General features: G+C 62.2%; 25 protein-coding genes and 1 tRNA gene. 13 read left to right on the plus strand and 13 right to left on the minus strand.

Annotated features, from left to right (window positions below):
• Positions 1-63: 63 nt before the first annotated feature.
• The 3 genes from QN219_RS15765 to rpsA all read left to right on the plus strand — a co-directional run bounded on the left by QN219_RS15765 (position 64) and on the right by rpsA (position 3,475).
• Positions 64-876, plus strand: coding sequence for a hypothetical protein (locus QN219_RS15765; protein ID WP_284000668.1), 813 nt, complete (start codon positions 64-66; stop codon positions 874-876).
• Complete coding sequence (gene cmk, locus QN219_RS15770; protein WP_284000669.1) at positions 873-1,511, plus strand: (d)CMP kinase; 639 nt, start codon at positions 873-875, stop codon at positions 1,509-1,511. The genes QN219_RS15765 and cmk overlap by 4 nt, the downstream gene beginning before the upstream one ends.
• Positions 1,512-1,768: 257 nt before the next feature.
• Positions 1,769-3,475: a 30S ribosomal protein S1 gene (gene rpsA / locus QN219_RS15775; protein WP_284000670.1), complete on the plus strand. Its 1,707-nt coding sequence runs from the start codon at positions 1,769-1,771 to the stop codon at positions 3,473-3,475.
• Positions 3,476-3,554: 79 nt separating this feature from the next.
• Here the strand turns inward: rpsA and QN219_RS15780 are convergent, their stop codons facing one another.
• Positions 3,555-5,207, minus strand: coding sequence for a hypothetical protein (locus QN219_RS15780; RefSeq protein WP_284000671.1), 1,653 nt, complete (start codon positions 5,205-5,207; stop codon positions 3,555-3,557).
• A gap of 414 nt (positions 5,208-5,621) precedes the next feature.
• Here QN219_RS15780 and QN219_RS15785 point away from each other — a divergent pair, with 414 nt between their 5' ends.
• Positions 5,622-5,954 (plus strand): DUF6665 family protein, encoded by a 333-nt coding sequence (locus QN219_RS15785; protein WP_284000672.1) that lies wholly within the window; start codon positions 5,622-5,624, stop codon positions 5,952-5,954.
• A 53-nt stretch (positions 5,955-6,007) separates the two neighbouring features.
• On the opposite strand, the gene QN219_RS15790 is transcribed toward QN219_RS15785, so the two are convergent.
• Together QN219_RS15790 and QN219_RS15795 are read right to left on the minus strand one after the other, a co-directional pair.
• A complete protein-coding gene (locus QN219_RS15790; protein WP_284000673.1) occupies positions 6,008-7,054 on the minus strand; it encodes a hypothetical protein in 1,047 nt (348 codons plus the stop codon).
• Positions 7,055-7,343: 289 nt separating this feature from the next.
• A complete protein-coding gene (locus tag QN219_RS15795; RefSeq protein ID WP_284000674.1) occupies positions 7,344-7,796 on the minus strand; it encodes a BA14K family protein in 453 nt (150 codons plus the stop codon).
• Between the two features lie 334 nt (positions 7,797-8,130).
• Here QN219_RS15795 and QN219_RS15800 point away from each other — a divergent pair.
• A tRNA-Leu gene (locus QN219_RS15800) sits at positions 8,131-8,215 on the plus strand.
• Between the two features lie 99 nt (positions 8,216-8,314).
• Here the strand turns inward: QN219_RS15800 and QN219_RS15805 are convergent.
• Both QN219_RS15805 and QN219_RS15810 read right to left on the minus strand, forming a co-directional pair.
• Positions 8,315-10,282: an adenylate/guanylate cyclase domain-containing protein gene (locus tag QN219_RS15805; protein ID WP_284000675.1), complete on the minus strand. Its 1,968-nt coding sequence runs from the start codon at positions 10,280-10,282 to the stop codon at positions 8,315-8,317.
• Positions 10,283-10,437: 155 nt separating this feature from the next.
• Entirely contained in the window at positions 10,438-10,764 is a 327-nt protein-coding gene (locus tag QN219_RS15810) for a hypothetical protein (RefSeq protein WP_284000676.1), read from the minus strand.
• Between the two features lie 129 nt (positions 10,765-10,893).
• Between QN219_RS15810 and QN219_RS15815 the strand changes: the two genes are divergently transcribed.
• Positions 10,894-11,520 (plus strand): ribonuclease D, encoded by a 627-nt coding sequence (locus tag QN219_RS15815; protein ID WP_284000677.1) that lies wholly within the window; start codon positions 10,894-10,896, stop codon positions 11,518-11,520.
• Positions 11,521-11,523: 3 nt separating this feature from the next.
• Here QN219_RS15815 and QN219_RS15820 read toward each other — a convergent pair whose 3' ends face one another.
• Both QN219_RS15820 and QN219_RS15825 read right to left on the minus strand, forming a co-directional pair.
• The gene (locus QN219_RS15820; RefSeq protein ID WP_284000882.1) at positions 11,524-11,868 is read right to left on the minus strand and encodes a VTT domain-containing protein; all 345 of its coding nucleotides are present in this window, start codon (positions 11,866-11,868) and stop codon (positions 11,524-11,526) included.
• Between the two features lie 83 nt (positions 11,869-11,951).
• The gene (locus QN219_RS15825; RefSeq protein WP_284000678.1) at positions 11,952-12,233 is read right to left on the minus strand and encodes a SelT/SelW/SelH family protein; all 282 of its coding nucleotides are present in this window, start codon (positions 12,231-12,233) and stop codon (positions 11,952-11,954) included.
• A 267-nt stretch (positions 12,234-12,500) separates the two neighbouring features.
• Between QN219_RS15825 and QN219_RS15830 the strand changes: the two genes are divergently transcribed.
• Positions 12,501-12,956, plus strand: coding sequence for a DoxX family protein (locus tag QN219_RS15830; protein ID WP_284000679.1), 456 nt, complete (start codon positions 12,501-12,503; stop codon positions 12,954-12,956).
• A gap of 99 nt (positions 12,957-13,055) precedes the next feature.
• On the opposite strand, the gene rnk is transcribed toward QN219_RS15830, so the two are convergent.
• On the minus strand, positions 13,056-13,451 hold the full coding sequence (gene rnk, locus QN219_RS15835; RefSeq protein ID WP_284000680.1) for a nucleoside diphosphate kinase regulator: 396 nt from the start codon (positions 13,449-13,451) through the stop codon (positions 13,056-13,058).
• A gap of 516 nt (positions 13,452-13,967) precedes the next feature.
• Here rnk and QN219_RS15840 point away from each other — a divergent pair.
• The 3 genes from QN219_RS15840 to QN219_RS15850 are packed head-to-tail and all read left to right on the plus strand — an operon-like array spanning position 13,968 to position 15,563.
• Positions 13,968-14,447: a GFA family protein gene (locus QN219_RS15840; RefSeq protein WP_284000681.1), complete on the plus strand. Its 480-nt coding sequence runs from the start codon at positions 13,968-13,970 to the stop codon at positions 14,445-14,447.
• Positions 14,448-14,469: 22 nt separating this feature from the next.
• Positions 14,470-15,021 carry a sugar O-acetyltransferase gene (locus QN219_RS15845; protein ID WP_284000884.1) on the plus strand — a complete coding sequence of 184 codons (552 nt, stop codon included), beginning with the start codon at positions 14,470-14,472 and terminating at the stop codon, positions 15,019-15,021.
• Positions 15,022-15,053: 32 nt separating this feature from the next.
• Positions 15,054-15,563, plus strand: coding sequence for a GNAT family N-acetyltransferase (locus tag QN219_RS15850; RefSeq protein WP_284000683.1), 510 nt, complete (start codon positions 15,054-15,056; stop codon positions 15,561-15,563).
• A 379-nt stretch (positions 15,564-15,942) separates the two neighbouring features.
• Here the strand turns inward: QN219_RS15850 and lepA are convergent, their stop codons facing one another.
• Positions 15,943-17,769 carry a translation elongation factor 4 gene (lepA, locus tag QN219_RS15855; RefSeq protein ID WP_405052144.1) on the minus strand — a complete coding sequence of 609 codons (1,827 nt, stop codon included), beginning with the start codon at positions 17,767-17,769 and terminating at the stop codon, positions 15,943-15,945.
• Positions 17,770-17,851: 82 nt separating this feature from the next.
• Positions 17,852-19,111, minus strand: a complete 1,260-nt coding sequence (locus QN219_RS15860) for an MFS transporter (protein WP_284000685.1) — start codon at positions 19,109-19,111, stop codon at positions 17,852-17,854.
• Between the two features lie 180 nt (positions 19,112-19,291).
• On the opposite strand from QN219_RS15860, the gene QN219_RS15865 reads away from it, so the two are divergent.
• The gene (locus QN219_RS15865) at positions 19,292-19,870 is read left to right on the plus strand and encodes an XRE family transcriptional regulator (protein ID WP_284000686.1); all 579 of its coding nucleotides are present in this window, start codon (positions 19,292-19,294) and stop codon (positions 19,868-19,870) included.
• 2 nt (positions 19,871-19,872) lie between these two features.
• On the plus strand, positions 19,873-20,400 hold the full coding sequence (locus tag QN219_RS15870; RefSeq protein ID WP_284000687.1) for a GNAT family N-acetyltransferase: 528 nt from the start codon (positions 19,873-19,875) through the stop codon (positions 20,398-20,400).
• Positions 20,401-20,490: 90 nt separating this feature from the next.
• Here the strand turns inward: QN219_RS15870 and QN219_RS15875 are convergent, their stop codons facing one another.
• Entirely contained in the window at positions 20,491-21,129 is a 639-nt protein-coding gene (locus QN219_RS15875) for an exopolysaccharide biosynthesis protein (RefSeq protein ID WP_173511240.1), read from the minus strand.
• Between the two features lie 347 nt (positions 21,130-21,476).
• Here QN219_RS15875 and QN219_RS15880 point away from each other — a divergent pair, with 347 nt between their 5' ends.
• Complete coding sequence (locus QN219_RS15880; protein ID WP_284000688.1) at positions 21,477-22,142, plus strand: OmpA family protein; 666 nt, start codon at positions 21,477-21,479, stop codon at positions 22,140-22,142.
• 103 nt (positions 22,143-22,245) lie between these two features.
• Here QN219_RS15880 and QN219_RS15885 read toward each other — a convergent pair whose 3' ends face one another.
• Together QN219_RS15885 and QN219_RS15890 are read right to left on the minus strand one after the other, a co-directional pair.
• Positions 22,246-23,058 carry a class I SAM-dependent methyltransferase gene (locus QN219_RS15885; protein ID WP_284000690.1) on the minus strand — a complete coding sequence of 271 codons (813 nt, stop codon included), beginning with the start codon at positions 23,056-23,058 and terminating at the stop codon, positions 22,246-22,248.
• 113 nt (positions 23,059-23,171) lie between these two features.
• Positions 23,172-24,620, minus strand: a complete 1,449-nt coding sequence (locus QN219_RS15890; protein WP_284000691.1) for an MFS transporter — start codon at positions 24,618-24,620, stop codon at positions 23,172-23,174.
• Positions 24,621-24,622 lie beyond the last annotated feature (2 nt).

The following is a 24,622-nucleotide window of genomic DNA, read 5'->3' on the forward strand; positions in this document are numbered from 1 at the left end:
CTGCGCCCGGACGCCGATCATAGGCACTCTCTGCAAGGGTGAAGTCGAATGAGGCTGAGGAGAATGCTTGGACGGCTGCCCACGGTGGCTGTCGTAGTTTTCCTCACGCTCTTGACGCAGATCGGCGGCCTGATCTGGCTCCTCTCGCTCTGCATTACACGCCCATGGAGGAAACGGATCGGCTTTGCCGGATTTCTCGTGCTATTTGCCAGCCTCTACGCGGCTGGAAGTACGCTGAGCCATGCCGTCGCACCCATCTTTGGCCGGGTCCCGCTTCCTTGCTTCGACAATGCTTCGCGGCTCCGTATGCAGTCCTCCTTGTACTGTTTACTGAACCGTCAGTATGTCGTTCCGAGGCTGAGAGAGGCGGCGCTTGCCCTATCGCGGCAGATGGACCAGGTGTTCCCGGAGACGACCACCTTGGCGCTCGATGGGAACTTTCCCTTCTTCGATGGCTTTCCGCTGTTACCGCATCTGTCCCACTCGGATGGCCGAAAGCTTGATGTGGCATTTTACTATCAGGACAACGAGGGGCGATTTCTCGACAAGGCTACACGTTCTCCGGTCGGCTACTTTGCATTCGAGCAGCCAGGCGAAAACAGCGCTCTGCCGTGTGAAGACCGCCGTGATATCTTGACGCTGCGTTGGGACTTGCATGTCCTTCAAGCGCTGTGGCGGCCTTTGTCGCTTGAAGAAAAGCGAACCCGGGAGGCGCTCCGTTGGCTTTCCGATGAAGGCCAAGGGTTCGGCGTAGAGAAAATATTCGTGGAGCCACATCTGGCACAAAGGCTTGGCGTCTCCGCAGAAAACATCAAGTTTCAAGGTTGTCGCGCTGCCAGACACGACGATCACATCCACATGCAGGTTGCAAAATGACACTTACGATCGCCATCGATGGCCCCGCCGCGGCTGGCAAGGGAACGCTCTCGCGCCGGATCGCCGAGGAATACGGCTTTCATCATCTCGACACCGGGCTTACCTATCGCGCCACTGCCAAGGCGCTTCTCGATGCGGGGCTGCCGCTCGACGACGAGGCGGTCGCCGAGAAGATGGCGCGCAATGTCGAACTCGCCGGTCTCGAGCGCTCGGTGCTTTCCGCCCACGCGATCGGCGAGGCGGCGTCGAAGATCGCGATCATGCCTGCCGTTCGCCGCGCTCTGGTCGAGGCGCAGCGTGCCTTTTCGCGGCGGGAGCCCGGAACCGTGCTCGACGGACGCGATATCGGCACCGTCGTCTGTCCCGACGCGGCCGTGAAGCTCTATGTGACGGCTTCGCCCGAAGTCAGGGCGAAACGGCGTTACGACGAGATCATTGCAGGCGGCGGGACGGCCGATTACGACGCGATCTTCGAGGATGTGAAAAAGCGCGACGAGCGCGACATGGGCCGGGCCAACAGCCCCTTGCGGCCCGCCGATGATGCGCACTTGCTTGACACTTCCGAAATGAGTATAGAGGCGGCATTCCAGGCGGCGAAGACGCTGATCGACGCGGCCTTGCAAAAGAAGATTTGAAGAAAGGCCATCTTTCGGCTCCGGCCGGATCGCCTTAGATCCCGAAAAGTGCGTCGCGGTTTTCTGAATCGATCATGCGAACTCAAAGAATCTAGAGAGTGATGACAATTCGCAGAATAGTCATCACTCTCTGAAAAGCCTGAAATTCCGTCCACGCGCCGGATTGCTCCTTCGAATGGGGCGGACTGGGTTCAGGCCAGTTTAACGCTAACCCCCGGCGCATGTGCGTCTCCTCACGAGATGCATCAGGAGATTTTATGTCTGCAACCAACCCCACCCGTGATGATTTCGCAGCGCTTCTCGAAGAGTCCTTCGCGAAGACGGACCTTGCCGAAGGCTATGTTGCCAAGGGCATCATCACCGCGATCGAAAAGGACGTCGCCATCGTCGACGTCGGTCTGAAGGTCGAAGGCCGCGTACCGCTGAAGGAATTCGGCGCCAAGGCCAAGGACGGCTCGCTCAAGGTCGGCGACGAAGTCGAAGTCTATGTTGAGCGCATCGAAAACGCGCTCGGCGAAGCCGTTCTGTCGCGCGAAAAGGCTCGCCGCGAGGAAAGCTGGCAGCGCCTCGAAGTGAAGTTCGAAGCCGGCGAACGCGTCGAAGGCATCATCTTCAACCAGGTCAAGGGCGGCTTCACCGTCGATCTCGACGGCGCCGTAGCCTTCCTGCCGCGTTCGCAGGTCGACATCCGTCCGATTCGCGACGTGACCCCGCTGATGCACAACCCGCAGCCCTTCGAAATCCTCAAGATGGACAAGCGCCGCGGCAACATCGTGGTCTCGCGCCGTACGGTTCTGGAAGAGTCCCGTGCCGAGCAGCGTTCTGAAATCGTTCAGAACCTCGAAGAAGGCCAGGTTGTCGAGGGTGTCGTCAAGAACATCACCGATTACGGTGCATTCGTCGATCTCGGCGGCATCGATGGTCTGCTGCACGTGACCGACATGGCATGGCGTCGCGTCAATCATCCGTCGGAAATCCTGAACATCGGCCAGCAGGTCAAGGTTCAGATCATCCGCATCAACCAGGAAACCCACCGCATCTCGCTCGGCATGAAGCAGCTCGAGTCCGATCCGTGGGATGGCATCGGCGCGAAGTATCCGGTCGGCAAGAAGATCTCCGGTACCGTCACGAACATCACCGACTACGGTGCGTTCGTCGAGCTGGAGCCGGGCATCGAAGGCCTGATCCACATCTCGGAAATGTCCTGGACCAAGAAGAACGTTCACCCCGGCAAGATCCTGTCCACCAGCCAGGAAGTCGACGTTGTCGTTCTCGAAGTCGATCCGACCAAGCGTCGTATCTCTCTCGGCCTCAAGCAGACGCTCGAGAACCCGTGGCAGGCATTCGCGCACAGCCATCCGGCTGGCACCGAAGTCGAAGGTGAAGTCAAGAACAAGACCGAATTCGGCCTGTTCATCGGCCTCGACGGCGATGTCGACGGCATGGTTCACCTCTCCGACCTCGACTGGAACCGTCCGGGCGAGCAGGTCATCGAAGAATACAACAAGGGCGACGTCGTCCGTGCTGTCGTTCTCGATGTGGACGTCGAGAAGGAGCGCATCTCTCTCGGCATCAAGCAGCTTGGCAAGGATGCGGTCGGTGAAGCTGCCGCTTCCGGCGAACTGCGCAAGAATGCCGTCGTTTCGGCCGAAGTCATCGCGGTCAACGATGGTGGCATCGAAGTGAAGCTCGTCAACCACGAAGACATCACCGCGTTCATCCGTCGTGCGGACCTGTCGCGTGACCGTGACGAACAGCGTCCGGAGCGCTTCTCGGTTGGCCAGGTTGTTGACGCCCGCGTCACCAACTTCTCCAAGAAGGACCGCAAGATCCAGCTGTCGATCAAGGCTCTGGAAATCGCGGAAGAGAAGGAAGCCGTCGCTCAGTTCGGTTCGTCCGACTCCGGCGCTTCGCTCGGCGACATCCTGGGCGCCGCTCTGAAGAACCGCCAGACCAACGAATAATCGTTGCTGAACTGGAAATAACGAGCCCGCGGAGAGCGATCTCCGCGGGCTTTTTCTTTGAGCGGGTGAAGAAAGCGAGCTAGCCAAGATCGCCGAGCTTTCTGTAGAGGCCGTAGGCGTCGATCGCGGCGGGTTTCTCTTCCGGGTCCTCCTTTCCGTCGTCTACGGTTCCCTTTGCCGGCGCTTCGCGATCGTCATCGCTATCCTCTGCGTCCGCTCCGGTGTCGCTCTCGCCGTCGCGGGCCTGTTCACGGCGGTCGGTCGTGTCCGTTGCGTCGTCGACCTCCACCTTCGCGGGAGGATAAGGGACCATGGCGAAGGGTATCGCCTCCCGGGGAAGTCCGCTTTCGACGAGCCTGGAGAGCATCTGCTGCATGGCCGGATCGTTGCCGGGGTTTTGACCCCGAGCTTGCATCGGCGAACGTTGCGCTGCCTTGTCGGGCTCATCGGTGGGGCCATGGTCGGCGATTGGGGCTTCGCTCCCGTTACGGGAGCGGATGCCGGCGTCCCGTGAACGTTCCGCCGGATCACTCTTAGATGGCGCCGCGGCTGGCTGCCGAGTGTCACCGCCCTCCGGTTCCGCCGCCGGCCTTCCGCCTTCGTCGACGAATTCGGGAAGGCCGATGCCGTCGCGGATGATCACCTTCATGGCGTCGGCCAAGGAGCGTGCGGACTGCCCACTTGGTTCTCCGCGCGAAGCCCGAGGCTGCGTCTGCTGCCGGCCGTCTTCCGTGTCGGCCAGGGGACGGCCGCAGGTGCCGTCCGCGTCGAGCCCGTTACCATATCCAGTTTCATCGGCTTCCTGCTGAAGCAAGCCCGTCTCGGTGTTGTTTCCGACCTGTTCGGTATCGTCAGGTTGGGTGCCGACGGGCATATCGGACGGAGTGGGCTCGGGACTTACCGGTTCGCCAGCCAAGCTCCGGGTCTCCGCCGCGCCACCTCCGGTGTCTGCTCCCTCGCTTTCTGGCTGCGGCAGCGGGAGTGCCGTATCGAACGCTGCCAGTTCATCCTGCGCGAGACCGCCCCCAAGCGCCGCTGTCGCTTCCTTGTTCGCAGCGGCTGAGAGTTGGGGCGCGCGCGCGCGTGGCTCCGAAGCCTTCGAAGACCCCGTCTCGGCCGCGTCTTCAGGCATCTCGTCCATTGCGCCTTCAAGCATCGCCTCGACCGGCCCCCCTTCTTCGTCGGCACTGAAGGTCTTCTTCAAGATCGACTGAAGCAATACGACATCGCTCGATGCGGACGCATTTATCGCAGCGAACTGGGGCGGAACGGCGGTTTGCACCGGCAGATTGCGGATGGCGGTCGCGTCCTGCGGCTGAGGTGAAGAGGGCGCTGCGCTCGCAGCTATCGATGCGGATGCTTGGCTCCGGTTCGACACCGCGGTCAGGACGGCGATGCGGTGCGCGAGGCTACGTCCGCCGAGTTGCCGCTCCAGGAGCAGCCGCTCCGGCATCGGCATGGATTCGAGAAAGCCGATCAGGCGTTTGACGAAATCGCGGCCGCTTTCCTGCGGCAAGGGGGGAAATTTGAGGATGCGCGCGAGATCCTCCATCAGCCGCACCAGCGCGTCCCTGGACAGAACCTCCTTGCCGGACAGATGACGGCCGAGCGCATCGAGAATTTTCTGGATCGCCTCGGCGCGCTGACCTGATGGAAGCGTCGCATTGCGGGCCTGCGCGGTGGTTTCTTCGCGTGGGCCGGCCGCGGTTCTGATCGTGAGAATGGGCAGCATCCTGGTTCCACTTCGCCGCAGCAATGTCATATCTGCGGCGCCTCGCACCTCTTCGGGTAAGCAAAGGTCGCTGCAGTCACTCCGATGCTGGCGGACTTTCATGATTGCTGTCGGAGAGCGCCTCATGCGCGCAACGGCCGGTCGGCCGGGCCAGCCACGGCTTGGCCGTGGATAATCGGGGCATGATCGCAAAGACTAAGCTGAAGAGGTTTATGAAGTCTTAACCATAGTGCCGAACGAGCCGCGAGCCGCCGGCCACTTGCGTGAAGATCATTGCCGGTTCATGCTGCCCCTACAGCGCCGCGCGTCCAACCGGACGCGTTAATGTCGCTGTAGCACTTTGAATTGCTGTATGTTTGTCCCTAAATCGATTCCGATTTAAGGAATCATGCAGTGGCCTTCACGGAGCTGCCAATGACATTTCGCCCACCGCAATCGCTGAGCCGATTGGATACCGCCAGAGGCGGTGTGAACGTGCTCGAATATGAGTTGATGGCGGAGCGTGCGGACGCGCTGGGTCGTCATGGCTTGAAGGTGGAGAAGGCACTCGCGGCGCTGAATGGCTACGATGCCAGCAAGCACGGGCCGTCCGTCCGCCAGAGGCTTCTCGACGAAGCGGCCGATGCCGTCTGGGCTTTCCTGATACAACGCGAGATATGCGGCCTGCGCGACAGTCGAGATGCGGTGCGTCGCTACGGCATTCCGAAGGAGGTCATGGCTCGTGTCGGGATCGTCAGGAAGGGATGATCAGGCCAGGCGCCTCGGAAGCAATCATATTGCCGATCGGCTTGATGCGAGCATCATTGTGATCCAGCCAACTTGCGCCTGATGAAATCGTAGATGCCGTCCTCGTCGACGTGAAGAACGAACAGATCCCGGGCCTCCGCCCGCTTGTGGGTTTGCTGTTCGCCGTCCTCATGGAGTGCTGCCATGAGGCTCGCCTCTTCCTCCGTGATGCCGGCATTGTCGCGCTCGCTTTCTTGGCTCTCCAGCGTGGCCTGCTGGTGGGCACTACCGTCGTTTCGCTCCTGCGTTTCGGCGACCTCGGCGCCAGCGGCGAGAACCGTCAGCATCTCGGTCGGATCGACGCCTTGCCCTTCTGGCGGGCTCTTCCCGGCGTCGATGTCGGCGGCAACCTCGTTCCGCTTCCTTACAGCCTCGTGAAGCTCCTTGACATCGTCGAGATTGTCCTTCGCCTCCAGCGCGCGGATCGCCCTTTCGCGCTCGGCATGGGTTTCCTCATCCTCGACGCGCGTCGGATCGCTTTCGGTCCGTTCGAGTTTCAGTTCCTCAAGCGATTTCGGATTGGCGGCATCCTTCAACCGCTGCAGGACCTTCGCCGTCTCGACGGCGGTGAGGCCACCATCTTGCGTCTTGGTTTGCAGCGCGGCCTCAAGCTTGTCGTCTTCCGTGCCATAGGGGTTCTTGATCGCGGCCAGGACTTCCGCAAGCGAGAGGTCGAGCGTGTCGAGGCCGAGCGTCTTCTCGACCATGCGGACCTGCTCGGGTTGCAGGCCGGAGAGCGCCTCTTCGAGTTGGCGGCCATAGGCATAGGCGGATTGACCATCCGCGCGCTCAAGGTCAAGGAGTTCGCCCAGTTTGCCGATCAGTTCCAGCTTGAGCTCGGTGACGTCGACTACGGCGCGATTGAAGAAGTGGTTGTTGATCTTGTCGTTGGCAGCCTTCTGCGCCCCGTCCGACTTGATTCGCGCCTTGAGGATCTTGTCCTCCTTGGTAGCTTTCGCCTTTTCCTCTTCCTCTGCGCGGCGCTTTTCGATGTCCTCGATGATCGAACCCACGAGTGTGGTCGAGACGGTCGCGCTTGCCTGCTGGGTCGGAAACAGCATCGTTTCAATCCGCCATCTGATTGTACCGGTCTGAAACGATAGGCGGCCGAAGTTAACTGCGCCTTAACGATGCAGCTTCAGGAAGCGGTACAGCGCGATGTATGCGGCATGCGCGACAGCCGCGATGCGCGACTACGCCCTTCCGAAGGCGGTCACGGCCCGCCTCGGATCGTCGGAAAGCGATAGGCCCGCGCTTCTGCGATGCCCGACGCGGCAGTCTGCCCGTTCGCAGCTTCAAAAATCAAGGAGGCTCGGCGAAAGCCGCCGCCGCGCCTCGTTCGAGCGAGCCTTACCAGCCCGGGACGAAGCCCCCATAATAGCCCGGTCGGTAATACCGATGGCCGTAATAACCGGGGCCGTGGTATCGGTATGGATAGTAGCCGCGATTATGTCGGTAGGGGTAGTAACCGGGATAATAGCCCGGACCGTAATAGCGGGTCCCGTAATAATACCGGTTCCCGTAGTAGTAGCGCCGCGGATAGTATCCGGCGCCCGGCCCGAAATAGAAGCTTATACCGGCCCGGCGATAGCCGGGATGATAGCCAGGCCAGCCGCCGTAGTAGCCGCCCCGCCAGCGCGGATAATAGCCCCGGCCGCGGTGGGTGACGGTCTGGACATCTGCGGGTGACCCGACTGCTGTATCGAGCACCGGGCGCGGCATGGCCTGGGCGGGCGCGACAGGGGGGATCATGGAGGCGGCCGCCAGCGCGCAGCTCATAACGAAATTCCGAAATCCCGTCATTTTTTCCTCACTTTCCGAAAGACGTGCTTTCCGGTTTGTCCCTGCTCCATAAACGTTTGTCTTGGTTGGTTTATTCCATGACGTCGGATCGCGCGCATGCGTGCTGAGTCGGATTTCCGCGCCGATCAGCCGTCGGAGAAAGCATGCGCCTCACCGGCACTCATGTCACTGAAATTCTCGCCCTATCTTTACGGATTGAACTAACCCGACCGGACCGCGAAAGGCGGGTCTCGACGAAGCACCGCCACTCTCCAGTGCTTTTTCGCGTCCGGGCGTGAAAACTTCAAAATGCCTGTTGACACTTCGCCCTCGGCCTTTTACATGCCGGTCCGTCGCCCAGATGGCGGAATTGGTAGACGCGCAGGTTTCAGGTACCTGTGCCGCGAGGCGTGGAGGTTCGAGTCCTCTTCTGGGCACCATTTCCGATTTCAGACTGCCTCTCGCGGTCGTGAAACGCAAAAAGAGCCCGGTCATCCGGGCTTTTTTGTTGCCTGCGATTTGGGACTTGCCGCTGATGCCTAGGCTGCATTTCCGGTTTGCGCTTCCACCCTTTTCACTCCGACGACGGGACTCGCACTCAGGACCTCGTAGACGTCGAGGGCAGTGGCCCGCCCCTTGGCCTGCGCTGCGCCGAGCGGGCGGAATGCGATGACGTCCTTGCATTGGGCAACGACCGCGCCGCTCGCCATGATCGTCGTGGTGAAATCCTTGTTCATGCCCTCAAGCCGCGAGGCGACATTTACCGTGTCGCCCATCGCCGTATATTGCAGCCGCTCCTTCGCGCCGACGCTGCCGACAACCGCCGTCCCGGTGTGAATTCCGAAGCGCGTGCGGAATTCCGGTAGGCCCCTTGCTCTTTGTTTTTCGTTGAATGCCCGCAGCCTTTCCTCAACGGCGAGGGCGCAGCGACAGGCATGTTCGGCATGTCGTTCGTCGGCGACCGGTGCGTTCCACATGGCAAAGACCGAGTCGCCGAGGAACTGGATGATCGTGCCGTTGTGAGCGTCGACCATCTCGCTGAAAATATCGAAATATTCCGAAAGCATTGCCACCACGTCCTCTGGCGCATGGCGCTCGCTGATCGTGGTGAAATCGTAGATGTCGGTGAAAAGCGCCGTCACCTCCTGGCGCCAGGCGGCGCGGCCGCTAAATTGCCCGGATTCGACGCCCCGGCGCACCAGTTCCTTGGGCACATAGAGCGCGAAGGTGGAGATCGCGTCGCGCGCCTTGTTCATCGCGCCGTTCAGCGTCGAGATTTCCGTGACGCGCGAGGGCACGTCGATCGGTGTCGTGAAATCCAGATCCTGCAGGCGGTTGGCACTGGCGGTCAACTGATGCAGGGACTTCGTAATCAGGTGCGCGAGAACGAGCGCGCTGAGGACGGCGAGCACCACGACGGCGCCAGAAACCGCGAGGCCCTGGAGCAGGACGGAGTTGGCGGTCGCCATCAGTTCGTCAAGGGGGGCGGCGACGACGACCCGATGCCCGGAAAGCAGCAGGGCCGACGCCAGCGGCGTCACAACGACGAGATAGGTGCGATCGCCGACGTCGACGAAGCTCGCCTTGCCCGGGGGAGGGGGGTTGAGCCGGATGCTCTGGACGAGCGGATCGTGTTGCGGCGCAGCGACCGGGTCATATTTCTGTTTAGCCGCCATGATACGCCGCATCATGGCGGGATCAGAGTGGATGATCGGCCGTCCGACCGCGTCGAGGATGAATGAAACGGAACCGTCGGTGAGCCGCTCGCGCGAGAGGAAGTCGGTGATCGTGTCAATAACGACGTCCGCGCCGATGACGATTTTTCCGTTTCCGTGATGGGCTTGCGATATCGTCATTCCCAGCTTGCCGGTCGTGGCCATTTCGTAAGGTCCGATCGACACGGGAGCTTTCCCGTCGACAGCGGCCTGATACCAGGGGCGGGTTTGCGGGTCGAAGCCGGTCGGTGTCGCTCGGCGCTCGGCGAAGTGTATGCCGGCTGCATCGAGGAACAGCAGGCGGTTGACCGGCTTTCCTTCGGCGTCTTTTTCCATCGAGCGCACGGCAAGCATCGCGCCGCGTGGCGCATCGAGCGCCATGCGCCACGCGGGCATTCCCAGATCGACGACTTGGAAGAACCTGCCATCGGGGTAGCCAACGTAGATCCCGTCGATATGCGGAGATCGCATGATGCCTTCGCGCAGAATCGCGATCTTGTCGTTCTGCCGTTCCGGCGGCGGCACAAGGAAGGAATTGGCCACCGACGCGACAAGGCCGACCAATGCCGATGTGTCACCCGAAAGGACGCCGAGCCGGTCGACAAGACGACTGACGAAGGCGCGCATGCTGGCTTCGGCATCTTCGATCGCGGCATTGCGCGATCGGCGGTAGTCGAGGCCGACCAGCGTGGCGGATACCGCGATGAGCATCGCAACCATCACGAGGGCAAACAGGGATCGGAGAGAATGCGTCCAGATCGCGGGGTGCCTGTTCTCGTCGGAGCCGCGCATGCGTTTTCCCGTCTGTAAGTTCGCCGCCAATCTTTGCAGCATTGCACGGCGTTTGCATAGAACTTGTTAATTGGCGCGGCAGTCGTGGGTGAAAGGCGCGGGTTGAATCCAAAACGTAAGCAATTGCTTACGTGGAACTCGCGTGGGACAGCCGGTTAATAGCCCAAACCCCGTTTCTGGCGTTCGAGCGAGGGCGGCAATCGACTTCCCCGAAAGGCCGGGCCGTCGCCCTCGCGGCACTTGTAGACCGTGTCGTAGCCCGGCCCGCGCGAGGACTCGAATGGCGCCCAGCGATCGACGAAGACCTGCTCGCAAGCCACCCTCGGCGGATCCCGCAGCGGATCCTCGGCGCGGACGCCCGGAAGGTCATAGTAGGCCGGAGCCAACTGCGGCGCGCGTTGCGTCGCGAGCGCAGCGCCCGTCGAGACACCCAGGAGGAAGGCGGTGGAGACAGGCACCAGGACGGATCGAAGCAAAATCATGCTCTCGGGCTTTCTCGGGAAGGGATCGGCAGAGTCGCACAGGAGAATGTACGGTATTGCCTCCGGCAAACTTGCGCTATAGGCCAACTGTGTTCCAATTCACGTGCTAAATTCATCTGGGGATTTTCGATGGCGAATACAATAAGGTTCCACGAAGGCGATATTTCCGCGGACGATGCCGCCCGCTACACGGGCGCCATCGCGATCGACACGGAAACGCTGGGCCTGGTCCCCCGCCGCGACCGCCTCTGCGTGGTGCAGCTTTCACCAGGCGACGGCACGGCTGACGTGATCCGCATCGCCGCCGGACAGAAGCAAGCGCCGAACCTTGTTGCCATGCTCGCTGATCCGACGCGCCTGAAGATCTTCCACTTCGGACGCTTCGATATCGCCGTGCTCTTCCACACCTTCGGCGTCACGACTACACCGGTCTTTTGCACCAAGATCGCCTCGCGGCTGACGCGCACCTACACCGACCGGCATGGGCTCAAGGACAACCTGAAGGAAATGCTCGACGTCGATATTTCCAAGCAACAGCAGTCGTCGGACTGGGCAGCCGACATCCTCTCGCCGGCACAGCTCGAATACGCCGCTTCCGACGTGCTTCACCTCCATGCGCTGCGCGACAAGCTGATGGCGCGTCTCTTGCGCGATGGCCGTATGGAGCATGCCGAAGCCTGCTTCGCCTTCCTGCCGACACGCGCCAAGCTCGACCTGCTCGGGTGGGAAGAAACGGACATCTTCGCCCACAGCTGACGTTTACGGCGTCAGCCACAGGACGGCGGCATAGCGCGCCGCCTTGCCGATCGTCACGAAGATCAGAAACAGCGTGGGCGGCGTCCTTAGCAGACCGGCGGCAAGCGTCAGCGGATCGCCGACGACAGGCAGCCAGGAAAAAAGCAAGACCGGCTGGCCGTAGCGCTGGAAGAGCGCCTCGGCTCTTTGCCGCGCCGTCGCCGAAACCGGAAACCAGCGGCGGTTCTCAAAACGAATGAGAAAGCGGCCAAGCGCGAAGTTGACGATAGCACCAAGGACGTTGCCCGCGGTCGCGGCCAGAAAGAGGGCGGCGCGGTTTGTCTCGCCCGCAAGCGCCGCTGCGACGATCGCCGCTTCCGAAAGACCGAAGAGCAGCGTCGCCGAGAGGAAGGCCGCCGCAAAGACGCCGGAGATGATGCCGAAATCTAGGCTCAGCTCCTGTCGACGTGGCCGAGATCGCGCTCCGGCTCGATCACGTCGCGGACTCGCTGCTTCAGCTCCTTCGGCCCGGGGAAACCGCCATCGCGCTTGCGCTCCCAGACGAGCTCGCCATCGACGCGGATCTCGAAATTGCCGCCGGTACCGGGAATAAGTGCGACTTCGCCGAGCGTATCGGCAAAGGTCGACAGCAGCTCCTGCGCCATCCAGCCGGCGCGCAGCAGCCAGTTGCACTGGGTACAATAGAGGATCGTGACGCGGGGCCTTTCGCTCATCTCAGGTTTTCCTGTTCGCGCTAGATCATAAACATGATCTATTCTAATAAGTTAGAGCGGGATGCGGGCGGAAAACCGCGCACACTTTTCCCCATCCCGTTCTAGCGTTCAAACCATATCGGTGCTCCGGGATGGTAACAACCAGCCTTTCACGTTCTCTTCACATACATGTTAACTTTAATAGTCATGTTTTTATCGAGGGAAGCTTGAATTGCGAACAGCAGCCAGCAAGAGAATTGCTGCAGTGCTACCAGCCCAGAGGAAATCATGACCGACACCACCGCTACGACAGCCCGCCCGCGCGCGATCCTGCCGGCGCTCGAAAAGATCTACCTGTCGCTCGACACCTTCGCCGAAACGCTGCTGCGCGTGCTTGCGGGCGCTCTGCTCGTCACCCACGGTTACGGCAAGATCCTCGATCCCTTCGGTGCCGTTGGCATGGTGGAAGGGCTGGGCTTTTATCCGGGTGTCTTCTGGTCGCCGCTGCTCGCCGCCACCGAATTCTTCGGCGGGATCTTCATCGCCATCGGCCTGCTGACCCGCCCTGCTGCCTTCGCGGCGACGATCGTGCTGCTGGTCACCGTCTATTTCCACGGCATCGTGCAGGGCCAGGGGCTCGGCGGCGCCGAGAAATCGATCCTTTGGGCCGCGATCACATTCTTCTTCGCTGTCCGCGGCGCCAACAGCCAATCGGTCGATGCCAGGTTCGGCAAGCAGTTCTGATCTCTTAGACGGTGACGCGGCCGCTTACCCGCCGCGTCCCTCTGCCACCTATGGCACCGCGCGTATATTCAGGTGCACGTTAACCTGCATGACGAAGGTTCACGGCGCCACGCTGCGGATCGTCATGCGGTGCACCTTTCCCGCCCGATCGAGCCAATCGATCGACTGCCCGACGGAAAGACCGATCAGCGCCGCGCCGATCGGCGTCAACACGGAAATCCGGCCCGCTTCGATATCGGCCTCTCCGGGGTAGACCAACGTCACCTCCTTGGCAAAGCCGTTGTCGGCATCGAAGGCGACGGTCGAGCCCATCTGCACGCTGTCTTTCGGCAAATCACGCGTGGCGATGCGGGCCCGTTCGAGCTCCGAAAGCAGGGTTTCGGCGACGTCGGGGATGCGGTCGAGGGCCGATGAGGCGAGTGCAGTAAGGCGCGCGTGATCCTCGGCGTTTATGACGATCGGTGGAAGTTTCTTGCGGGTTGCATTGTCCGCCATGACGATATCCGTGTTTGGGCGCATGGTCGCCGACCGCATGTTTCCTTAAATCGGAGCCGATTTACGGATAAAGACCTGCAGCAATTGAAGGTGCTACAGCGTCCTTTGCGTGTCTGATAAGACGCGCGCCGCTGTAGAGGCGCCATGATCGCGATTGTTCCTGTGAGATGTTTGCGCTCGCCGCATTGAGGCCTGCGGAATGGCCGCAGACGTTCTCGATGCGAAAGGCTCCCCTTCCCGGAGAGCGCACGCATCCGGGCCGGGGTCAGGTTCCTGCGATAGGGCAGACCCGGAAGGAACAACGGAAATGGATCGCAAGCGTCAGCATGGGCGCAGAGTCGGAAAGTTCGGCGGCGAAGTCAAGGTCATATGACCGCCTCTTGAACCGTGGTGTCGGCCGTGTTCAATGTTGCTCGCTGACAGGAGGTAGCGGCCGGTCTGGCGACCGACAAGATTGACCGATCCCTCGGCCGCCGCCAGACAGCAAGGCAGTTTCGTGATGGAGGAGATTTGGCTATGAGCGAAGCGATCGAAGGCGGCTGCTTTTGCGGACGCATCCGCTATCGGCTGAAGGATCGGCCGATGTTCGTCCATTGCTGCCACTGCAGCGATTGCCAGCGGCAGACGGGCAGCGCTTTCGTGCTGAACGGCATTTTGGAGGCGGAAAACGTCGAGCTCCTGCGAGGCGAGCCCGTCATGGTCACGCTGCCGACCTCGAGCGGCCGCCCGCACGACGTCTATCGCTGCGCCGATTGCCAGTCGGCGCTCTGGAGCGATTATGGCCGGCGCAAATGGCTCTCCTTCGTCCGCATCGCGACACTCGACCGGCCATCCGGTTTTCCGCCGGACGTGCACATCTATACGCGCTCGAAACTCGACTGGGTGCCTCTTCCGGACGGCGCCAAGGCTTTCGACGAATATTACGACATGCAGGCGCTGTGGCCGAAGGAAAGCCTGGCGCGGCGCGACCGGGCGCATGCCAATGCGAAGGGATAGGACATCGATGAGAGAGATGGCTGTGACGCAAAGCGAGCGCGAGAAGATGGCGGCGGGCGCATGGTACTGCTGTATCGACCCGGAACTCGATCAGTTGCGCAATCACGCGCGCAGGGCGGTTCACCAGCACAATTCCCTGCCGCCGGACGAGCGTGGCAGCATGGCCCCGGTCTTGAGAGCGCTCTTCGCTGGGGTGGCTGATGGCGCCTTCGTCGAGGCGCCGTTCCATTGCGCTTATGGCATAAATATAACGCTCGGCGCCCGCGTCTACCTGAACGCCGGCTGCACCATCCTCGACACCGCTTCCGTCGTCATCGGCAGCGACACGATGCTGGGACCGGGCGTGCAGATCTATTGCGCCGAACACCACAAGGATCCGGCGTTGCGCCGCGAGGGACTCGAAATCGCCCGTCCTGTCGCCGTCGGCGAGAACGTCTGGATCGGCGGCGGCGCGATCATTCTTGGTGGCGTGACGATCGGCGACGGCGCGATCGTCGGAGCGGGCGCGGTGGTCACGCGCAATGTGCCAGCGGGTGCGACGGTGGTGGGGAATCCGGCGCGGGTTCTTCGGTGAGGTCCGAAGAAAGGAACAGGAGGGCTTTGTCGATGGCCGATAACGTGGTGATACAGGTTCGTCCGGCGCGCACCGCGGACGTGCCGGCGCTTCGCGCTTTTCTGAACGAGATCATACGGATCGGCGGCACCACCGCCCACGAAGTGCCGTTCACCGACGAAAGCTTTGCCGCGCATTTTCTGACAAGTCCGGGCTTCGTCAGTTGCTACGTCGCGGAGGATGCTGACGGCCGGCCCTGCGCCTTTCAGGGATTGGAACGCTGGGATGGCCTCCCGGATGGTTGGGTAGATATCGGAACCTTCGCCCGTCCTCACGCGAAAGTTCGCGGTGCCGGAACGGCGCTTTTTGCCGCCACGAAGGCGCATGCGCATGCCGCGGACTTCCAGGCAATCAACGCGACCATTCGTGCGGACAACACCAGCGGACTGGCCTACTACGGCAAGATGGGCTTCGTCGATTACAAGATCGACAAGGCAGTGCCGCTGAGGGATGGGCGAGCCGTTGATCGAATCTCGAAGCGGTATCCGCTCGAGCAGGCTTGAGGTACTTGCGAGCGCGGCGCCGGGTGCCTCATGGTCAATGCGCCGACCCTTCGATCCATCATTCTCGGGCTGGAATCGCCGGTGGAAGATCGGGCGGATCGAGAGGATGAATCCGAATTGGCGAGACCTCTATTTCGAGCTTTGGTGAGCATGGATCCTCGGGTCAAGCCCGAGGATGACGGCGGAGAGGTGCAGTCGGTCCCGTGCACCTGCATTTGCCGCAGGGGCTCTCAGCCATCCGCCACGCCGGTCATCAAGCCGTCAGGGGTATCGAATCGTTTCCGAGGGACGCGGATGCGGCAGGAGGCCCAATCCACTCGTCATCCTCCGGCTTGACCCGAGGATCCAATCACAAGCATCGCCCCTTCAAATGACGCAATCACTCATCGCCCATCTTCAAGGCCGCGATAAACGCTTCCTGCGGGATCTCCACCTTGCCGAACTGGCGCATGCGCTTCTTACCGGCCTTCTGCTTTTCCAGAAGCTTGCGTTTGCGGGTAGCGTCGCCGCCGTAACACTTGGCGGTCACGTCCTTGCGCAGTGCCGAGATGGTTTCGCGCGCGATCACATTGCCGCCGATGGCGGCCTGGATCGGGATCTTGAACATATGCTTCGGGATCAGCTCTTTCAGTTTCTCGCACATTTCGCGGCCGCGCTTTTCCGCCGCCATGCGATGCACCATCATCGACAGCGCGTCTACCGGCTCGCCGTTGACGAGGATAGACATCTTCACGAGGTTGCCTTCCCGGTGATCAGTGATCTGGTAGTCGAAGGAGGCGTAGCCCTTGGAAATCGACTTCAGCCGGTCATAGAAATCGAAAACAACTTCGTTGAGCGGCAGGTCGTAGGTCAGCATTGCTCGGCTGCCGACATAGGTGAGCTCGACCTGGATGCCGCGCCGATCCTGACAGAGCTTCAGGATGCCGCCGAGATAATCATCGGGCGTCAGGATCGTCGCGCGAATCCACGGTTCGTGGATTTCAGCGATCTTGACGACATCCGGCATGTCGGCGGGGTTGTGAAGCTCACGCTCTGAGCCATCGTTCATGAACAGCTTGTACACGACCGATGGCGCGGTCGCGATCAGATCGAGATCGAATTCGCGCTCCAGCCGCTCCTGGATGATTTCAAGGTGCAGAAGGCCGAGGAAGCCGCAGCGGAAGCCGAAGCCGAGCGCGGCGGAGGATTCCATTTCGAACGAGAACGACGCATCGTTAAGGCGTAACTTGCCCATCGCGGAGCGCAGGTCCTCGAAATCGGCGGCGTCGACGGGAAACAGACCGCAGAAGACGACGGGCTGGGCCGGCTTGAAGCCCGGCAATGCCTTGGCCGTTGGCCGCTTGTCCTCTGTGATCGTATCGCCGACGCGGGTATCGGCCACTTCCTTGATCGAGGCGGTGATGAAGCCGATCTCGCCGGGACCGAGCGAATCCATCGCAACCATCTTCGGCGTCAGCACGCCGACGCGCTCCACCTGGTATTTCGCATCCGTTCCCATCATGCGGATGGTCATGCCCTTTTTCAGGGTTCCGTCGATGACGCGCACCAGAACCATGACCCCGAGGTAGGCGTCATACCAGCTGTCGACGAGCAGCGCTTTCAACGGAGCGGCGTCGCCGCCTTCGCTCTTCGGCGCCGGCAGCTTGTGCACGATCGCCTCGAGCACGTCCGGAATGCCGAGCCCGGTCTTTGCCGAGATCAGCACGGCGTCGGCCGCATCGATGCCGATCACTTCCTCGATCTGCTCCTTGATCCGCTCCGGCTCGGCCGCCGGCAGGTCGATCTTGTTGAGCACGGTGACGAGCTCGTGGTTGTTGTCGATCGCCTGATAGACGTTGGCGAGCGTCTGGGCTTCCACGCCCTGGCTGGCATCGACGACGAGCAGCGAGCCCTCGCACGCCGAAAGCGAGCGCGAGACTTCATAGGCGAAGTCGACGTGGCCGGGCGTATCGATGAGGTTCAGCACATAGGTCTCGCCGTCATTGGCCTTGTAGTGCAGGCGCACGGTCTGGGCCTTGATGGTGATGCCGCGCTCGCGCTCGATATCCATGCTGTCCAGCACCTGCTCGGACATTTCGCGCTCGGCAAGACCGCCGGTCGACTGGATCAGCCGGTCGGCGAGCGTCGACTTGCCATGGTCGATATGGGCCACGATCGAGAAGTTGCGGATGTGCGACAGGGGCGTCTTGGAAGATGTTGTGCTCATGGGCCGCATATAGCAGCGTGATCAGGCGGCGCAAAGCGGGAAATGAAGACTTCGTTCACTATAGTCCGGCGGCCGTGCACGCCTATTCGGACCGCGTTTCCGCCTCGATCAGCGCGCCGGCATTCGGCACCTGCGCGCTCTTGAGTTCGAAGCCTTCGCAGAGCTGCGGCGGAACTCTCTTGCGGCTGCCGAGGCGCAGGAACACGAAAACCGCGTAGAGGACCGCCACGGTCATTGCAGCGTAGATGAATGTGTGCTGCCCCAAGGCGGGCGTCAGCATGGTAACGAGCATCGGCACGATCGTTGCGGCCGTCGACCAGGCGACGAGCATGGTGCTGGCGAGCGGCACGAAATCGGCCGGATCGGCGCGATCGTTGGCGTGCGCATTGGCGATCGAGTAGATCGTCTCGACGGCGCCGGCGAAGAGCGCGAAGACCAGCATCAGCAGGATGAGATTGGCGAAGGAAACGCCAAGTGCCGCGAAACCAGCGGCGACGATCAGCGCGCAGGTGGCGATCAGCACGATACGGCGGTCGATCCGATCGGAGAGCGCGCCCATCGGATACTGGATGAAGATCAGCCCGAACTGCATGACGAACATCAGCGCCGCCACGTCCTTCTGGCTGACATCGTTGGCGGCGGCGTAGATCGGCGTGAAGCCCTGCACCACCATGGAAAGACCGCCGGCGGCAAGCACGCCGACGAAGGCGACGGGAGAATTCCGCCACGCCATCGGAATGTCGATGCTGACATTGGCGGGCGCTGGCGGCGTCGGCAGACGGGTGAGGCCGACCGGCAGGATTGCGATGGTGGTGAAGAGGATCGTGATGATCGGTGCAAGGTTGCCGTCCGCCGGGATCTGGCCGAAGAGCCAGGCGCCGGCACCGAGACCGATCACATAGGCCATGTAGAACATCGCCATCGCCCTGCCGCGCCAATGGTTTTCGCTGGCGTGGTTCAGCCAGCTCTGGCTGATGATGAAATTCGTATTGCCGGCGGCACCGTAGAGGCAGCGCGCGAACACCCAGAGAATCGGATGGACGCCAAGGCTGATCATCAGTGCCGCGAGGATGACGAGAGCCATGGAGCAGGAGAAGGCGCGGGCATGGCCGACGCGGCGGATGAGCGGCCCGGCGATCACACAGCCGACGAGCCCGCCGAAGGCGATGGCGGTCACCGCGGCGCCCGGGACCCAGTCCGGCGCCTCGGACCGCGTCAGCACGAAGGGGACATAGGCGAGCATCATTCCATTGCCGATCGCGACTGCCGTCATCGACACGACAATGCTGGCGATCGACGTGAGCGACGAAGGGGTTTTGTGCCTGGCTTGCGCGACGTCCATGCTGCCCCTCTGAAAAAGAGATTTCTAAAGTATTGAAGAAGAACGCTTTTGCGAATTGAATGCTCTCGAGACCATAGCGCTGGATGTGGCGCCGCGTTGTCGCCAAAGCGGCATGGACGAAATTTATTTGATGGTCCACCGCGGCTTGACTCCACTATATGGGAAATGCAATCTCAGATAATGGAAAAGGTAAACGATCCTCTCGAACATGCCGTTGGCGAGCGGGTGCGGCAGCTGCGAACCGAGCAGGCGCTCACGCTGGATGACCTTGCGACGCGCTCCGGCGTCAGCCGCGCGATGATCTCGCGCATCGAGCGCGGCGAGACGAGCCCGACGGCACAGCTCCTCGCGAAGCTTTGCAGCGCGCTCGGCACGACACTCTCGGCGCTCTTCGCCTTCGATGTCAAAGATACTTCGCCGATCGCCAGAAGGGCAGAGCAGCGGCTCTGGCGCGATCCCGAGAGCGGTTACCTGCGCCGGTCCGTTTCGCCGGAAGGCGTCGGCTCGCCGGTCGATATCGTCGAGGTCGAGTTTCCGCCCAGGGCCCGCGTCGTCTTCGAGCGCCAGCCGGCGGACCGTGGCATTAGCCAGCACCTCTGGCTCTTCTCCGGACGGCTCGAACTGACGATGGAGGACGGCTCCCATCTGCTCGAGGCGGGAGACTGTCTCTTCATGGGACTGGAGGAGGCCCATGTCTTTCACAATCCCTATGACGAGCCGGCCCACTACGCCGTCATTCTCTGCCGCACCAAGGTTTAGCCATGCCCGAGATAAACATCCGCGTGCTCTCCGAAGAAGAAACCCGCGCCGCCCTGCCGGCGCTCGCCGAGATCCTTTCCGATTGCGTCGAGGGTGGCGCATCGGTCGGGTTCATGCAGCCGTTTCCGCCAAAGGATGCCTCGCCCTTCTGGGAGGGCGTCGCCGCCGCGGTTGCCCGGGCCGACGCCGTGCTCATCGTCGCCGAGGTCGACGGCCGCACGGTTGGCACGGTACAGCTCGGGATCGGCACGATGCCCAACCAGCCGCACCGCGCCGACGTCAAGAAGCTGCTCATACATCGGGACGCCCGTGGTCTTGGTCTTGCGCGTCGCCTGATGGAGAGAGCGGAGATCGAGGCGATGAGGCGCGGCAGACGGGTGCTGGTGCTCGATACGGCCACCGGCGAGCCGGCGGAGGCGATCTACGAGCGCTTCGGCTGGCTGCGCGCCGGCGTCGTTCCCGACTATGCGCTGATGCCGGACGGCCGCTATTGCGGCACGACCTTCTTCTACAAGCATCTCGCGCCTTAGATCATTTCATTGCTTTGACCGCCCAGCTTTGCATCCGGACTGATTTCGACGGCTGCAAGCGGCTGTAGCTGCTTCCTGCCGGCCTGCCGCTCACGAAACGAAGAAGCTGGAGAGTCCCTGGCCGGCCGCAAGGGCTGCATAGGCGAGCACGGCGAAATAAATCGTGGTTGCGACCAGGAAAAGATAGCCGCCCGCCACCATCAGGCCGTCGCGCTGGATGATGCCCAGCGACAAGAGCAGGATCGCGATGCCGGGCAGCGTGTTCGACAGCGGGATCAGGCCGAGCGGAAACATCAAGAGCACGCCGCCGGCCATGATCATAAGGCCGTTGAAGCGGTTCATGACCGCGCCCTGCGTCAGGAAACGCAGTCTCGGCCGCACGAAGCGGTCGAGCTTTGAGACGAGGGCCGCCCCCTTCTTCAGGGTCGGTACGAGCTTTTCCGTTTCGATCTGACGATCGAGAATGCGTTGCGGCAGCCAAGGCAGGCGGTTGAGGGTGATCGCCAGCGAGATAAGGATGATCGCGGCCCCAAAGACAGTGCTGACGCCGGGAATTGAAACGGGAATCAGGAACGGCAGCGTCAGCAAGGCGCAAAGCAGCAGAAAACCATGCTCGCCGATTTCGATCATCAGCTCGCGGAGCGTGATGGTATTGCCTTTGATCGAGGCGATCATGTCGTTCAGCGTGTCGCTGAGATTACGTTCCGTGTCACCGAACTCGACCGCCATGCTTGTCGTCCCCGCTTCTGTCGCCCTTGCAGCACCGTGCGCCGTTTCAGATGCACAATAGAGGCTGTAAGGCTTTGAACTGCTGCATGGCCTTGCCCTAAATCGGTCCGATTCAATAAACCATGCAGTGGGCCCGTATAGCACGGGCATGTGAAGGATCGGTTACCGGGTGCTCTGGACAGCAATATGGCGGCGTCGGGCCATTTTGTCGGGCTGCCGCGACCGTTGCCGGCGTGCAACATAAAGGTGCATTCCGCCGGTTGCAGTGCGAACGGAATGCCTCTTCATCTTCCTGCCTTAATCGATAGTATGAAGCACCTTCAGCACCAATGGGGACAATCGATTCGATGATCAAGAAATGCGCCATCCTGGCCATTGCGGCCGTCTACCTTTCCGGATGCACCACCACCGATCCCTATACGGGAGAGCAGAAGATGTCGAATACGGCGGGCGGTGCGCTGATCGGCGCGGGCCTTGGCGCCGCAACCGGCCTTCTGGTCGGCGGCAGCGCCGCGGGACGGCGCGATGCCGCGCTTGTCGGCGCCGGTATCGGTGCACTCGGCGGCGGTCTGGTCGGCAATTACATGGACCAGCAGGAATCGGAACTGCGCGCCCAGCTGCAGGGCACTGGCGTTTCGGTGACGCGTGCGGGCGACCGCATCATTCTCAACATGCCGTCGAACATCACCTTTGCGACCGACCGCGACCAGGTGATCCCGCCCTTCTACCCGACGCTCGACTCGGTCGCGATCGTGTTGCGCAAGTTCAACCGGACGCTGATCGACGTCGACGGCCACACCGATTCGACCGGCAGCGCCGCCCACAACCAGGATCTCTCCGAGCGCCGCGCCGCATCCGTTGCCAACTATCTCGGCAGCCGCGGCATCGACCAGCGGCGCATCTCGACCATGGGCTACGGCATGGAACGGCCGATCGCTTCGAACGCCACCGAGGCCGGCCGCGCGCAGAACCGTCGCGTCGAAATCTCGATCGCGCCGATCAAGCAGGGCTGATCCGCCAATCACGGATACGAGCGAAATCACGGATACGAAAAAGGGCCGCCGGCATGCCGCGCGGCCCTTTCCTTGATCGGGCATCGCAGGCAATGCGGACGTGTCAAAATCGATAGCGAAGCAGGCGCCCCATCGGCGGTAGCATCGGGGTCATCTTCAGCATCTGAAGCGCGATCTGCATAGGCGGCGACATGCACGCAATCTCGGCATTGCTCCAACTCGCTTGGTCCTCCGCCAGCGTCAGGCCGGGTACCTGCCGCTCGAGTTCCGCCGGATTGTCGAGGGCCCAATGAAGATCGGCGCCGGTCGCGCGAATCGTGGGGTTGAGGCTCAGCAACCAGATCATGAGCCGGCCATAGGCATCGAAGGCGATCTCGCCGGATGGGAAATGGCCGACGAGCCTACGCAGAAGCAGCGGCACCTCGTTCTGCCCCAGATAGGGCAAAACGCCCTCGGCAACGATCAGCGCAGGCCTGTCGGATGGACATTGGCAGAGCCACGTCTCGCTGGTGATCGAGGCCGAGATCATCGCATAGTTCTCGCGGCAGGGGTAAAGACGCCGCCTCAGCGCGATAACGTCGGGAAAATCGACATCGAACCAGTGCACCGGCGGTCGCGGATCGAGGCGAAAGACACGGCTGTCGAGACCGCAACCGAGATGCAGCACTGTCGCATCGGGGTGCCGGTCGAGGAAGGCCGCGCTCCAGCGATCGAGCAGATAGGCTCGCAGCGCGATCGCGATCGTCATGTCGTGGCCGACCTTCAGGTGCGTAAGGTCCTCGCCAATGCGCGCGAGCGCGGCGGCGGCGAAATGGTCGTGGAGGACGGAGTCCGGCATGGCGCTCTCCTCCGCCTTCGCCCGGAGCGTGATCAGCGGGGTCGCCTTGACGCCAGTGAAGCAGATCTCCGGTGCCATGGCTCTCTCCAACGACGTCGACGGGCGATGACCTTCGATCATCTCCGCAGAAGCCTCGCAAACCGCAGCTGCGCGCGGCGAGCGCGCATCCCGCAATGTTCGAGTTCGCGACTCTAATTCATTTCTCGGTTCTGCATATGTCGATTTGCGGTTTCACGACCGGCTCTTACTGCAGCGATAATGCCTAAGGCGGGCGCGAGTGCGAAGAGCCCGAAGAGCCAGATCGCGGCCGAGGTGTCGCCTTGCGCCGTGCCCTCGTCGATACCGGCAAGGTTGGCCGTCATGCCGGCGAGTGCTGCACCGAGAGATGCGGCGAAGAGCTGAACCGTCGTGATTGCCGCGGATGCCTTTTCCTCTTCACCGGCAGGCGCCGCGCCGTAGACGGCCGTGACGATGTGCGGCCACGCAAGCCCGATGCCGAAGCCGACGGCTGCGATGCCGAGGCAGAGCGGCAAGGCGATCACAGCGAAGCCGGCAGAGATGACCGGCATGGAGGCGGCGATCGTCAGGAGGCCGGCGAGGCCGAAGACAGGGCCGACGGCGATCGTCTTGCGTGCGCGGCTGCCCTGCCAATGGGCGCTCGTCATCGATCCAGCCGTCCAGCCGAGCGCCATCAGCGCAGCGATATAGCCGGCAACCAGGGGAGACCGCCCGTGCAGTTCCTGCAGCAGATAGGGAACGTAGATCTCCGGCTGCATGCCGATCATGGCGAATGCAATGGTCGCATAGAGCGCGGCGAGCGTCGTGCGAGGGTCGAGGGCGCCTTTCGGCAGCAGCCTCGCAGCCGCGCGACGTTCGCTGGCGACAAGCATAGCAAAGAGCACGAGCGCAGCACCGGCACCGGCAATCTGTTCGCCGATCGCCGTGCGGGTTCCGCTCACCGACAGCACCAGGACGATGCCGATGAGAAGTGTGAGTTGCGTCAGCGGTAGTGGACCGCGCGTGCCCGATGTCGTCCGCGGCAGGGCCGAGAGGGCGAGGACGGCGAGCAGTGTCGTCAAGGGCATGAGCGACCAGAAGGCTGTCCGCCACGCGCCGTATTCGGCGAACACACCGCCGACAGCGGGACCGATGAGTGTCGCCGTGCCCCAGGTGGCGGATATGAGCCCGATCGCACGCGCCCAGAGCGTCGCCGGAAAGACCATGCGGATGACGCCGTAGGCAAGCGCGTAGAGAAGTCCGCCGCCGAGGCCCTGGATGGCGCGGCCGGCAAGCAGCAATGCCATGTTGGGTGCAACGGCGCATGTGAGCGAGCCAATGCCGAAGATCAGCGCGCCGACCGCGTAAGCGCCGCCGGCGCCGGCCCGGCCGAGCAGCCGCGCCGAGAGCGCCGCACCGAGAATGGACGCGGCGACGAACAGCGTCGTGCTCCAGGCATAGTAGTCAAGCCCGCCGATGTCCCGCACAACCGACGGCATAACGGTCGTGACGATATAGATGTTGAGCGCATGCAGCGCGACGCCGCCGCTGAGCACGAGCGAATGGATGGCGTTGCCGCCGGAAAAAAGCGTGATCCACCCCGCGTCTGCCGCGACCGGAGCGTCTTTTGTCTTGTCGAGCATGT

The sequence above is a fragment of the Sinorhizobium sp. 8-89 genome, assembly GCF_030124325.1.
GTDB lineage: Bacteria > Pseudomonadota > Alphaproteobacteria > Rhizobiales > Rhizobiaceae > Sinorhizobium.